Source organism: Streptomyces lincolnensis, from assembly GCF_021173675.1.
In the GTDB taxonomy this organism is placed as follows: Bacteria; Actinomycetota; Actinomycetes; order Streptomycetales; family Streptomycetaceae; genus Streptomyces; species Streptomyces lincolnensis_B.
This window is the reverse complement of sequence record NZ_JAIHON010000016.1, coordinates 13,214-26,860: the sequence shown is the minus strand read 5'-3', so window position 1 is coordinate 26,860 and position 13,647 is coordinate 13,214. Positions and strand designations below refer to the sequence as shown.

8 protein-coding genes are annotated in these 13,647 nt (G+C 68.4%); 7 read left to right on the top strand and 1 reads right to left on the bottom strand.

The features are described 5' to 3' along the window. The 7 genes from K4B79_RS38170 (at position 1) to K4B79_RS38140 (ending at position 9,379) form a co-directional block, all read left to right on the top strand. Entirely contained in the window at positions 1-1,767 is a 1,767-nt protein-coding gene (locus K4B79_RS38170) for a hypothetical protein (RefSeq protein ID WP_232032011.1), read from the top strand. A gap of 105 nt (positions 1,768-1,872) precedes the next feature. Next, positions 1,873-3,084: a S8 family serine peptidase gene (locus K4B79_RS38165; RefSeq protein ID WP_232032010.1), complete on the top strand. Its 1,212-nt coding sequence runs from the start codon at positions 1,873-1,875 to the stop codon at positions 3,082-3,084. A 134-nt stretch (positions 3,085-3,218) separates the two neighbouring features. Continuing rightward, entirely contained in the window at positions 3,219-3,569 is a 351-nt protein-coding gene (locus K4B79_RS38160) for a WXG100 family type VII secretion target (protein ID WP_232032009.1), read from the top strand. An 80-nt stretch (positions 3,570-3,649) separates the two neighbouring features. Beyond that, complete coding sequence (locus K4B79_RS38155; RefSeq protein WP_067440733.1) at positions 3,650-3,949, top strand: WXG100 family type VII secretion target; 300 nt, start codon at positions 3,650-3,652, stop codon at positions 3,947-3,949. A gap of 128 nt (positions 3,950-4,077) precedes the next feature. Further along, positions 4,078-5,028 (top strand): serine/threonine protein kinase, encoded by a 951-nt coding sequence (locus K4B79_RS38150; protein ID WP_232032008.1) that lies wholly within the window; start codon positions 4,078-4,080, stop codon positions 5,026-5,028. Positions 5,029-5,038: 10 nt separating this feature from the next. Then, complete coding sequence (locus tag K4B79_RS38145; RefSeq protein WP_232032007.1) at positions 5,039-7,252, top strand: protein kinase domain-containing protein; 2,214 nt, start codon at positions 5,039-5,041, stop codon at positions 7,250-7,252. Positions 7,253-7,288: 36 nt separating this feature from the next. Further along, on the top strand, positions 7,289-9,379 hold the full coding sequence (locus K4B79_RS38140) for a protein kinase domain-containing protein (protein WP_232032006.1): 2,091 nt from the start codon (positions 7,289-7,291) through the stop codon (positions 9,377-9,379). A gap of 89 nt (positions 9,380-9,468) precedes the next feature. On the opposite strand, the gene eccCa is transcribed toward K4B79_RS38140, so the two are convergent. Then, complete coding sequence (gene eccCa / locus K4B79_RS38135) at positions 9,469-13,443, bottom strand: type VII secretion protein EccCa (RefSeq protein ID WP_232032005.1); 3,975 nt, start codon at positions 13,441-13,443, stop codon at positions 9,469-9,471. Positions 13,444-13,647: the final 204 nt, after the last annotated feature.

Sequence of the window (13,647 nt, the reverse complement as noted above, 5' to 3'; positions counted from 1 at the left end):
ATGGCTGACGAGCAGCACAAAGGGGACCTGGACCGCGTTTCCAGGCAGAACTCCTTCACCGACACCGTCCGAGGCGTCGAAGACCGTACGCAGAGCGGTGGGTTGTTCAGCCGGATCGTCCACGGAGCGCTGGTGGCCACCCCTGTCGGGCAGGCCATCGCGGCGCGGACGGACTTCGACGGCCTGGATCTCGACCTCAACGCGATGATCGATCTGGTTCAGCAGACCGACCCGGAAGACCTTGAATCGAGCGGCAAGGCCCTTTGGGACGCCCGCGATGCCATCAAGGAAGCAGCCGACGGACTCAACGGCCGGCTGGCCAAGATCCACTGGGTGGGCGAGTCCGGTGAGGCTCTGCGGAGCTGGGGCACCTCACTCGTCGAGAACACGCAGTACCTGAGTGATTACGCCGGCTCGGCAGGAGATCAGATCACCGCTGCGGCCGTAGGTCTCGCGGCGGTTCGTGGCGCCATGCCTGCCCGGGACACGCGATCGAACCAGAAGCGGCCCAACCAGTTCACGGAGGCGGAAAAGGCCGCGAACAAGGAGGAGTACGCCGCTGCTGTCGCAGTGGAGAAGGACCGCCAAGAGGCGATCAACCAGATGAATCGGTTGTCGTCGTACTACGCGGTGTCCACTGAGGTGCTGTCAGCGCTGCCTGCCAAGCAGCCGACGTTCAAGCCTGAGAAGAACGTGGCCGTACCCAAGCCGAAGGCGGCGCGCTACAGCGTTGGTGAGGCTGGAAGAACCGGCTCCGGAGACTCGGGAACGACCGGCGCTGTCGGTCGGGCCGGAACGGATACTCAGGCCGAACGGGTTGGGGTTCACGACACAAGTGACGTACCGCCCCGTGAGGTGACGGGGAATGCCAAGCGCCCTGATGTCTCTGTCGGTACGAACATCGACAGCGTCAACACGCTGCTCCCGAACACAACTCCGGTGACGGGGCCCACTCCTCCGACAATGGGCACTCCTGTCCCTGGTGGCGGTCAGCCGCACACCTTCGAGAGCGGGCTCGGGACACCGATGCCCCCTGGTACTCAGGGCCGGAATCTGGGCGGAACGGCGGGTCTTCGTAACCCGTCGGCGACCGGTCAGGGACGACCCAGTACGCCGAACGTGAACAATCAGGGCGTCGGGCGTACTGCAGGACAGGGCCCCATGAACCAGATGGGGCGCTCCACGTCGACGGGGCAGGCGGCCGGCAAGGCGCCGGTTTCCGGATCGCAGTCGTCCCAGATGGGCCGTGGGATCAGTGGTGGAACTCCGCGTGCCGGCGGCACGGCGTCGCCGCGGACCGACACCGCACCGACGACCGGCGCCGGTCGGTCCAACGGAGTGGTCGGAGGCCGCCCCACCACCGGTGACGCTTCGGCGCGGGGCGGCTCGAGAATTCCTCGTGGCACGGTCGTCGGTGGTGACGGAGCGGCCAACTCCCGGCCCGCGACCGGTCGCCCCGGTCAGCGCGGGGTCTTCGGCGTGCCTGAGCCCACCGCGAGGCCCGGCTCCGGTGCGACCGCTCCCCGCACCGGTGCTGGGGGGAGCGACCCTGTGACCGGCCGGGCGACCGGACGCCACTCCGCTGCCGGAGCAGAGCGCAACGGCATGACGCGTGGTGGTGCTGGTCTCGTTCGCGGTGCCGGCAAGAACGAAAAGCCGGGTGACGACGACACGCAGGCGACGCAGCGTCCCGACTACCTGGTCGAAGACCAGGAGACTCACCTGCCCAACAAGCCCCGGCGCGATGTGCCGCCGGTCGTCAACTGAGCGCGAGCGAGGACACGGAACACGATGAAGTCAGAGATCAGCCGACGAGGCGAGCGGTCTGCGTTTCTCAGGACGCGCCTTGGGAGACGAGCGCATGCTGCTGGCGTGGTCGTCGGCGCTCTGGCCGCCGTGAGCGTGGGGTTCGCCCCGAGTGCCGCTGCCGTTGATGCTCAGTCGCAGCAGTGGTACTTGAACCTAATGAAGGCCGACCAGATGTGGAAGGTGAGCACCGGTGAGGGGGTCAAAGTTGCTGTCATCGACAGCGGAGTGAACGCGAGTACCGCGTCCCTCAAGGGCCAGGTGCTGACGAGCGACGTTCCGAAGGCCGTCGCTTACCGTGCGACTGATGACTATGACGGCCACGGAACGACGATCGCCGAGCTGATCGCGGGTACCGGATCAGGGGGCGGCATCAAGGGACTGGCGCCAGGGGCGAAGATCGTGCCCTACCGCGTCGAGTTTGACGATTTCAAGGGCTCCGCGGCAGAGAAGCAGAAGACACCCGAGCCCGCAGACGCGATCAGGGCGGCGGCTGATACCGACGCAAAGATCATCAATATGTCGTTCGGCTCACCAACGATCAATCCTGACATCGAATCAGCCGTCAAGTACGCGGCCTCCAAAGGCAAGCTCCTGGTCGCTGCGGTGGGTAACCAAGGTGAGAACAAGGGGAACATTGGTTACCCTGCTGCCTACCCCTACGTTCTTGGTGTCGCGGCGGCCGATGAGTCATTGACGGTGTCGAAAACCTCCTCTTACGGGGACTACGTCGATCTGGCCGCGCCGGGTGAGGGCCTGCCGGGCTGGTGTGACACCAGCTTCCGTTCGTACTGCGTAGGCAACCAAGGCACCAGTGCCGCTTCCGCCGTCACATCTGCCGCTGCGGCACTCATCTGGTCTGCCCACCCCGACTGGACGGTCAATCAGGTCACCCGGTCCTTGATCGACACGGCTGGCCGTTCCTGGCCGGAAGACGAGCCGAACAAGTACTCCGGCTATGGATTCATTCGGCCCCGTCTCGTCCTCACGGACGCCAAGTACGACGCGGGGGCGGCGAATGTCGACCCGCTTGCGAAGGACAACGGCGGAGACCTGCTGGCGAAATCCTCCTCGTCCTCGTCCTCCACCGCCCCTTCTGCACCAGCCGCGTCACAAGGCCAGGAAAAGGGTTCTACCGGTGGAACGTCAGCGGCAGGATCAACCGCAGAATCCTCCAGTGACGACAACACCCTCTGGATCACGCTCGGAGCGGCAGCCGCGGTCATCGTGATCGGTGGTGCCGGAGTGGCCGTCACGCGCGCGCGTCGCGCCAGGTGACGACTGTCAGCCGCTCAAGCCCTGTGCTCGTCGGTCAGGGCCTGCAGTACGTGTTCACCGTTGCGAAGCCACAAGCGTGGCGGTGAACCGAAACAACCACAGCAACACCAGACTCAGGAAAGGCAGGGCTGACCATGGCAAGCGGGCAGCAGAAGCTCGAAGATGCCGCAGTAGTCCAGCTTCAGAAGCAGATGTTCGAGAAGTACGAGAGCATCCGGAAGCGCGTGCACAACCTTCAGGGCGTCATCGACGGCCTCGAGGGTCAGTGGCAGGGCATCGGCCGTGCCGCCTTCGACAAGAAGCAGGCCGAGATCAACCAGTCGCTGCAGAACATCGGCAACATCCTCAGCGATGTCATCGAGGCGATGACCCAGACGCGCAACATCAAGGACAGCAAGGAAGACGAGGTCCGCGCGGCGGTCAACAAGATCGACATCCAGGACGGCGCTTCCACCGTCCCGCCGTCCTCCCTCAGCTCCTACTGAGCCGAGCGGGCGGACAGACTTCGCCGGGCAGCCGGCTCCGGCACCCACCACGCACACCCAGCGAGACGAGGTAAGAGGGAATGGCGAACAACGCCGATGGTCTGCAAGTCACTTATGACGGTCTCGACTTCGCGGCCACGAAGATCGGTAACGAGGCGAGCACGCTGGAGCAGGACCTCCAGGAGCTCAAGAAGCTGGTCGTGAGCAGCCTCCAGTACTGGGAGGGTGAGGCTCAGGGCACCTTCAACGAGAAGCTGCACCGCTGGGACAAGGAAGCCAACGACATCCACCAGGCGCTCACGGGCATCGGCCACGTCGTCGCGACGTCCGGCGGTACCTACATGCAGGGTGACAAGAAGGCGGCCAGCTACTTCCAGTAGGAAGCAGGCCACAGCGGAATTCTCAGGGTGGGCGCGCGCGGGAGGCGCCCACCCTGCCGCTGTCCGAGCACGCGGATCGGATCAACTCCGCGGACTTGGACGGCGTAGGGACAAGGACTGGGAATCACGTGCACGCGACAGGCGCTGCAAACGGTCGGGCCCAGAGCGGTGCCGCGGCTTCGCGTCGGATCGGCCCGTATGTACTGATCACCGCGTTGGACACTCCTCACACACACATCCCGGTGCCGGAGCGGCGCTACATCGCCCGCAGCGAAGACGGTGAGCACACGGTCCTGCTCAGCGTTCCGCTTCGAGGCACCGCCCCTCATCGCTTCATGGCGGAGGCCAGTGCCTCGCGTTATCTCCTCGGGCCGTTCGCGGCACCCGCGGTCGCCTGTGCCGCACCGGGGGAGGCTGCCTGGCACGCACGGCCCTACCAGCCCGCTCTGCCGCTGCCCACCGCGCTCGCAGTCAATGGTGGCCCGCTGTCCGAGCGGACCGTGTGTGCCCTCGGGGCCGCTCTCGCCGAGACGCTGGCCGTCGTGCACGCGCAGGGGTTGGTGTTCGCCGGGGTATCACCGGCCGCCGTGCTGCTCACCGCCGACGGCCCGCGCCTCAGCTGTTTCGGGGCCGTGCGTACCGCGGCACCGGACGGCACGCCACGCTCCGGCCTCCCAGGACTTGAGCCCGGCAGTCTGCCGCCGGAGCAGGCAGCCGGCGGACACCCGCGTCCCCTCGGTGATGTGTACGCGCTCGGTGCGACCCTGGCCTACGCCGCGACGGGTCACACGACCCCTGAAAGCGAGGAACTCCCGTCCGGGATACGGGTGGTCGTCGGCCGCTGCCTGTCACGTGACCCGGCGAACCGACCACAGGTGGCGGAACTGCTGAACACCTTCGCCGCCGATGACCAGGAGCCGACCGGGTCCGGGAGCGAGGCCAGGTCCGCCGCGCTCCTCCGCCCGGGCTGGCTGCCGAACCGTGTGATCGCCGCCATCGCCCACCAGTCGGCCGCCCTGCTCGCCACGGACATTCAACGCTCCGCCGTGACCCCCACGCCCGCCTTCCGCCAGAACTGACGACGCCTGGATGCCAACTCCCCTCACTCATGACGACCCGTACGAGTTCGGCTCGTACCGCCCGATCGTCCGCCTCGGCAGCGGCGGAATGGGAACCGTCTACCTGGCCCGTTCCGCCGGCGGTCGTACCGTCGCCGTCAAGACGATGCACGCCTCTCTCGCGGCGGACCCCGGTTCCCGCACCAGGTTCCGGCTGGAGGCCGACGCGGCCAGGGTTATCGGAAAGCGACACGGAGCCGAGGTCCTCGATGCGGACACACAGGCGGACGTCCCCTGGATCGCCACCGAGTACGTGCTCGGACCGCCCCTCGACGAAGCGGTCCGACTCGCCGGACCGCTGCCCGAAGCCTCCGTACGCGCCCTCGGGGCGGCCCTGTGCGGAGCGCTCGGCCAACTGCACAGCTCCGATGTGGTGCACCGGGATCTCAAGCCGTCCAACATCCTGGTCACGGCCTACGGCCCGAAGGTGATCGACTTCGGCATCGCACGAGCGATCGGTGACGAGCACCTCACCAGGATCGGCGCCGCGGTCGGCACACCCGCCTTCATGTCGCCCGAGCAGGCCGGGGGAGAAGAGCACACCTCTGCGGGAGACGTGTTCGCGCTTGCCGGGGTGCTCGTCTTCGCGGTCGGCGGTCATGCCCCCTTCGGTCACGGACAGACCGCGGATCTTCTCTACCGGGTCCGTTACGGCGATCCCGACCTGAGGGGTGTTCCCGCGTCTCTGGTCCCCATCCTCGGCCCGTGCCTGGACAAGAACCCGTTCCGGCGGCCGACCACGGCGCAGCTTGCCGCTCAACTCCATGACGGAACAGGTGAGTTCGCGGATCATGTCCCCGCGGTGTTGCTCGCGGACATCGCTCGTCGGTCCGCCGAGGTCTGGCTGACCACGCCTGAACGACTTTCCGCCCCGCCCGACCAACCCGCGGAAACGCCCACCGCGCCGATCGCGCGGATACCGCGTCGCCGGATGCTGCTGGCGGCCAGTGGCCTGGTTCTCGGCACAGCCGCCGCGGGAGCGGGTGCCTGGGCCTGGAACCGCGAGTCCGGCTCGGGCAGTCAGGTCTCGCCCGCCGTCGGTCCGAGCAACAGCCAGGTGCCGAAGAAGCAGCTCGACTCGATCTGGCAGCTCCAGGTTGCCGATTCCCCGTGGGGGACCGTTCCGGCCGTACTGCCGCTCGCTGTGGGTGGCCTGGTCACGTTGGTGGCCGGTCAAGGGCTGGGCGGAATCGACGCCGCGAGCGGAAGGATCGCGTGGACGTCGGACCTGATGGAAAGCCACTGGCAGATCGCGACGGACGGTGAACAACTCGTCCGGATGGTGGAGCCGGAAGGCTCGCAGCAGAATGCCGGAAAGCCGGGCGGTTTTCCCTTGGACCTCGTGTCCGTCAGCCTCGTCTCGGGCAAGGCGGCCGAGCCGTTCGCCCAGTTCACCGACTTCAACGGGGGCATCTCCTACAACCAGGTGCTGTGCACGGCCGACGGTGTCGTCTACGCGGTGGCCGGTCGGGGCAAGTACGACACCTACTTCCTCGCGTCCCAGTCCTGGTCCCTCTTCGCCGTCGACATCAGCACGGGAAAGAGACTGTGGACCAAGCCACTGCCGGCACGACCCGACAAGTCCGAGCGCCTGCACTTCCTCTCGGCCCGAGTCGTGGGCGACATCCTGGTCGGCCTGCAGGAGACCAACGCGGGCAAGGTCCGTATCGTCGCGCGCGACACCCGTACCGGGACGGTCCGCTGGGACAGGCCTTTCGACGGCGTGGTACCGGACCGTGTGCAGCGGCCGCTGGCGACCGACTCCCGGAATCTCTATGTGGGTTCCGGTCGATTGCGTGCCCTCCGGCTGAGCGACGGTACTCAGGTGTGGGACTCCACCACGGCGCGCCCCGGCCGCACTTACGGTCTTCCGGCGGTCAAGGACGGTGTGGTGTACGCCGTCGAGAAGGGGCACGGCCTCGTCGCCTTCGATTCCGACAGCGGACGGGCACTGTGGGAGGAACAGGGAAACGGTGGAGCGAAAGCCGATCTGAACGCGGCGCCCGTCATCGGCACCGACTACGCGTACAGCAAACGATCTTCGGCGCTCTGGGCTGTCGATCTCGCCTACCACACGCCGGCCGACTCCTACAAGACCACCGGCGACCGTTTCGTCGCCCACGAGAAGGCCAAGGTCACCATTGCTCTCGGCGGCCACTTCCTCGCCGCCTTCCCGCTTGGGTGAACGGCTCTTGATGAACGGACCAGAAGGCAGTCAGCGATGAAACCCCTGGGCACGGGCGACCCCATCCGGCTCGGTCCCTACCGCCTGCTCGGAGTGCTGGGCGAAGGCGGCATGGGCAAGGTCTACGTCGGTCAGGACGGCGCCGGGACCGTCGCCGCGGTGAAGGTGCTGCGCCCCGAACTCGCCCACGACTCGGGACTCGGGCAGCGCTTCGTACGTGAGGCACTCGCGGCCCGGGCGGTAAGGAGCCCGGGAGTCGCCGCCGTACTGGGCGCGCAGACCGAGGGAGGCCGCCCCTGGATCGCCACGGAGTTCCTTGCCGGGCCGACTCTGGAGGAAGCGGTCGAAAGACACGGGCCGCTCGGTGAAGCGGCCCTCCGTGTCCTGGCCACATCGATCGCGCGGACCCTGACGGACATCCATGCTGCGGGATTCGTCCACCGCGACCTCAAGCCGCAGAACATCGTGCTGACGTCGGCCGGTCCGAGGGTCATCGACTTCGGCATCGCCCGCCCGGAGCACGGGCTCACGCTCACCACGACCGGACAGATCCCTGTCACGCCCGGGTACGGCGCCCCTGAGCAGGTGCTCGGACGAAGAGTGACTCCCGCGGCCGACCTGTTCTCGCTGGGTGCCGTCCTCGTGTACGCGGCCACCGGCCGTCGCGCGTTCGAGGGGACGCATGTGGCAGCCGTACAGTACGAGGTCGTTCATGGTGAGCCGCGTTGGGACGGACTGCCTCCTCACCTGCACACGCTCATCGCTCCGTGCCTGGCCAAGGACAGCACTCAACGGCCCGCCCCGGGGCAGGTCGCCACCGCTTTCGCCGCGCCGAAGAACGGTGATCGGGTGTGGAGACGGGGCCCGGTGGCGGAGGACATCCAGGAACGAGAACGCCGGATACGAGAACTCACCGCGCCGCCCACGACGGGTACGGCCACGACCGTGACCAGGCGGCGGCTGCTCACCGGCTTCGCGGCCGGCGGCACCGTGCTCGTGGCAGGGGGCGGTACCACGGGCTGGTGGCTGCTTCGCCGGCCGGGGCAGCAGGAAAAGAAGGACGATCCGTTCGACATCCCGGCCGCCGTGACGACACCGAAGGCACGACTGCTCTCGGCTGACGACGGTGACTACATCGTCGGGGAGTCCCCGAAAGCGCTGTGGAGTGTCGACGTAGCGGTGGACGAGGCCTCGCGCGCTCCCCTGCCCGTGAGGGACGTGGTCGTCATCGGGCTCTACGGCGGTCTCGCCGCGTACAACGTCGTGGACGGGAAGCTGCGCTGGAAGACGGAAGACGTGGGGCCCGGCCACTACCTGTCACTCTCCGACCGGCTGATCGTGGCTCTGGACGCCAAGGGAGTACTGCGTACGTACGTTCCCTCCACCGGCGTGGCGAAGTGGACGGCGGCAGCCGACGCGAAAGCTCTCCTCGCCGCGGACGACGACGCGGTCTACGTCATGACCGCTGATCACCGGCTGCGCAGCGTGGGACGCTCCGACGCCCGGATCCGCTGGACGGCCCAGATCCCGGCGCGCTACCGCGGCAGGATCACGGTGAAGACGGCTCTCGACAGTGGACGTCTGGTGCTCGTGACGAACGACGGCCATGTATTGGCCATGGCGACCGACGACGGCAGCTTCGTCTGGGAACTGCGTGACCAGGGGAAGAACGTCTCACTGGGTCCGGCCGCGCACAACGGGGTCGTGTACGTCAACGGCAAGGCACTGTCCGCGCTGAGGATCACCGACGGCAAGAAGATCTGGACCCGCACGACCAAGGACATGTACAGAAAGCCCGCGGAATGGGGCCCGGTGAGTGTCTTCGGCTCGTCCGTGTACTCGGTCGGTGGGGCGTTTCCGGAGCGGCTTGCCGCTGGCAGTGGCAAGCCGCTCTGGGATTTCCAGAACGTCGGTGGCAGCAGTGACAGTTACCTGCTCCCGCAGGGCTCGGGGGTAGTGGTGATCGACCACTCCTTCCAGACCGAAGTGGCGGCCTTGTCCGTCGATGAGGGGGAGGACGGATGGACCTACGAACTGCCCGAAGCCGAACAGCATGGGCTCGCGGTGGGCGGCAACAGGGTCTTCGTCAGGAACGGCGACCTGCTCTGCGCAGTGCCCATCTTCTGACGACCTCGAGGGGCGATCCCCGTCGGCAGACGAACCGGGGCCGTGACCGCCAAGCGGTCACGGCCCCGAATGCCTGTGTCAGACGGAGATCACACGTTCCCGTCCTCCACCAACCCCACCTGAATCAACGGCTTCCCCCGCTTCCGAGAGACGAACACACCCCGCCCCGCCGGCATCGGCCGCGGCCGCACGTTGCCCAGCAGGTCCCCCTCGTTCGGGTCACCGGCCAGGACCACACCCTGGGCGCCGAGTTCCTTGATGCGCTGCATGAAGGACTCGTAGCCGGAGCGGCCCGCGCCCGCGCTGGAGCGGGCGAGGATGAAGCGGACGCCGACGTCGCGGGCGAAGGGGAGCAGCTCGGTCAGGCCCGCCAGCGGGTTGCCGCTGGAGGTGGAGACGAGGTCGTAGTCGTCGATGATCACGTACACCGTGGGTCCGCGCCACCAGCTGCGGTCGCGCAGCTGCTCCGCGGTGACGTCCGCCGTGGGGGTGCGGCGCTCCATCAGGTCCTTGAGCGCGTCCATGTGGTGCTGCATCTGGTTGGACATGGGGATGTACTCCGCCAGGTGAGAGGTGGGAGTCACCCCCAGCAGGGAACGGCGGTTGTCGATGACGAACAGCTTGCAGCTGTTGCCGTCGTAGCGCTCGGTGAGGCGCTTGATGAGCAGCTTCAGCAGGTTGGACTTGCCGGACTCGCTCTCGCCGAAGATGAGGAAGAACGGGTCCTGCTCGAAGTCGACGAACACCGGCTCCAGGTTGTCCTCGTCGAGGCCGAAGGAGATGCCCCGGTTCGGGAACCGGTCGCCCGGGGGCAGCTGGGCCGCCGGGAACTCGCGCGGCAGCAGGCGCACTTCGGGGGCGCCGGGCAGCTGCCAGTGCCGGGAGACCTCGGAGGCCAGTGCCTGTGTCGCCTCCGCCAGGTCCGTGTCGGAGGACAGGCCGTCGATGCGGGGGACCGCCGCCATGAAGTGCTGCTTCTGCGGGGTCTGGCCGCGACCGGGCACGCCCGTGGGCACGTTGGCGGCCACCTTGCGGTCGAACTCGGAGTCCATCGGGTCACCGAGCCTGAGCTCCAGGCGGTTCATCAGGTGGTCCTTGAGGTTCGCGCGCACCTCCATGGAGCGTGACGCGGTGAGGACCAGGTGGATGCCGTACCCCAGGCCGCGCGCGGCGATGTCCAGGACCAGCGGCTCCAACGCCTCGTAGTCCGTACGGAAGTTGCCCCAGCCGTCGATGAGCAGGAAGACGTCGCCCCAGGGCTGGTCGGTCACCGAGATGTCGCCCCGCGCGCGGCGCGAGCGGAACTCGGCGATCGAGGGGATGCCCGCGGTGCGGAAGTACTCTTCGCGGCGGGTCAGGACGCCGTAGACCTCGGCGATCGTACGCCGGACCTTCTCGGGGTCCAGGCGCGAGGCGACCCCGCCGACGTGCGGCAGGCCGGCCACCGAGGACAGACCGCCACCACCGAAGTCCAGGCCGTAGAACTGCACCTCGTGCGGGGTGTGGGTGAGGGCGAAGGAGGCGACGATCGAGCGCAGCAGCGTCGACTTGCCGGACTGCGGACCGCCGAGGATCTGCATGTGACCGGCGGCGCCGCCGAAGTCCGTCCACAGCGGGTCACGGCGCTGCTCGTACGGCTTGTCGACGAGACCGACCGGGATGACGAGCCGGCCGGCGCCCTCGTAGCCCGGCTGGGTCATGCCGCGGCCCTGGACCGGGGCGAGACCGGGCAGCAGCGAGTCCAGCGACGGCGGGCTGTCCAGCGGGGGCAGCCACACCTGGTGGGCGGCCGGACCCTGCGCCTCCAGACGCCGCACGATGACGTCCAGCACGGTGTCGGCGAGCGCGTCGTCCTGCCGGGCCTCGGGCTCCTCCTGGCGCTGCTGCGGCATCTGCACGTACTGCACGGGAACCTCGGCGGCCGTGAACAGCACGGGACGGCGGTCGACGGGGAGCGGTCCGCCGAGCGTGGCGGTCTGCTGGGAACCCGTGCGGTAGACGCCGGAGACGTACGCCGCCTTGAAGCGCACCATCTCCTCGGTGCCGAACTTCAGGATGCCGGAACCCGGGACGTTCGGAAGCTCGTAGGCGTCCGGGACGCCGATCGCGGCGCGCGACTCGGCCGCGGAGAAGGTGCGCAGACCGATGCGGTACGACAGGTAGGTCTCCAGGCCGCGCAGCCGGCCCTCCTCCAGGCGCTGCGAGGCCAGCAGCAGGTGCACGCCCAGCGAACGGCCGATACGGCCGATCTGGACGAACATCTCGATGAAGTCCGGCTTCGCGGTCAGCAGCTCGCTGAACTCGTCGATCACCAGGACGAGCGAGGGGATCGGCTGGAGCGGGGCGCCGGCCGCGCGCGCCTTCTCGTAGTCGTGGATGTTGGCGTAGTTGCCCGCGTCGCGGAGCATCTCCTGGCGGCGGTTGAGCTCACCGCGGATCGAGTCGCCCATGCGGTCGACGAGCGTGAGGTCGTCCGCCAGGTTGGTGATCACGGCCGCCACGTGCGGCATCTGCGCCATACCGGCGAAGGTCGCGCCACCCTTGAAGTCCGCGAGGACGAAGTTCAGCGTCTCGGAGGAGTGCGTCACCGCCAGGCCGAGCACCAGCGTGCGCAGCAGCTCCGACTTGCCGGAACCGGTGGCGCCGACACACAGTCCGTGCGGGCCCATGCCCTCCTGCGCGGCCTCCTTGAGGTCGAGCATGACGGGCCGGCCGTCCTCACCGAGACCGATCGGCACCCGCAGGCGCTCCGACTGCGACCGCGGCCGCCAGGTGCGCCGCGGGTCGACCGAGCCGGCGTCGCCCAGGTTCAGCAGGTCCGTGAAGTCCAGGTTGGCGAGCAGCGGCTCGTCGTCGTCACCACCGAGCCCCATGCGCAGCGGCGCCAGCTGCCGGGCCAGCGCGTCGGCGGCCTCGTACGACAGGACGTCCGGCGTCCCCTCGTAGATCATGCCGTGCGCCGACTCCAGGCTCAGCTGCTTCGGGTGGACGACGACCGACAGGTCGCCGCGCCCGTAGGTGAGCTCTCCGGGTACGACCTCCAGGACCGTCACGCCCTGCATGCCCTCGGGACTGGCCAGCAGGGAGGTGGGCGGCAGGGAGACGCCGTCCAGGACGATCACGACGTGCGGCTGCTCGGGGACCGGCGGAGCGCCGGGGTGGAAACGCGGGCGGCCCTGGAGGCGGCCGGCGAGGCGCTCCTCCAGCTCCAGCGGGTCGGTGGTGATCAGGCGCATGCTGCCCGCGCCGTCCGTCTGGCCCGGCGTCTGCACGTGCGGCAGCCACTTGGCCCACTCCCACTCGGGGATCGACTCGCGTCCGGTGGCGACCGCGATGACCAGGTCCTCCGGGGAGTGCAGCGAGGCCAGCGAGGCGGTGACCGCGCGGGCGGTGCCGCGCACCGTGCCCGGCTCACCGCTGATCGTCACGTGGTAGAAGGCCCGCAGCGAGACCGCCATCGGCAGGTCGTCGAGGGTGCTGTGGGTCGCCAGGAAGCGCTGCATGGCGCCCGCGGTCAGCGGCTCCAGCTCCTCGACCGGCGCCGTCTCCGGCGGCACCAGGGGAGTTGCCAGGGCCTGCGCGCCGAGACCGACGCGCACCTGCCCGAAGTCCTCGTCACCGGCGCGCCGCTCCCACACCCGGCTGCCCTCGGCGACCAGGGCCCACAGTTGCTCCGGCGAAGGATGCAGGTAGTACTGCACATCGCGCTGCACCTTGGCGGTGCCCAGCGCCTGCCGCCGGGTCTGCGACAGATAGCGCAGGTAGTCGCGGCGGATGTCGGCCAACTGCCCCTGGTTGCCACGGCGGTAGCGGACCAGCATCGCGATGCCCATCGCGATCGTGGACGCCACCATCACCATGCCCATGATCTTCATGAAGGGCTGGGCCTGCGGATTGAAGAAGAACACCACGGAACCGCCCATGCCGAGCATGGGCAGGAGCTGCATCAGCGCGCCCTCCTGCTGTCCGCGCGGAAGCTCCGGCGGAGGCTGCAGGACGACCTCGTCCGTGGGCACTTCCTTCGGCAGTGCCCGCGGCGGGCGCTTGACGACGATGTGGCTCACTACGCACCAATTCCCTTGCCGGACCGAGATTTTTCGTCCGCCGCCCCGTGTCGGGCGGACGTCGATCGCGAAGCGTGATCCTACTGACAACCACTGACACCGGCGGGCGGTAGGGTGCCGGGGAGACACGTGAGCAGTTGCGAATCGTGCCGGGAAAACCGGGCAATCCGCAACGGTTCGAACCCAGCACCTCCCTGCGGCCCC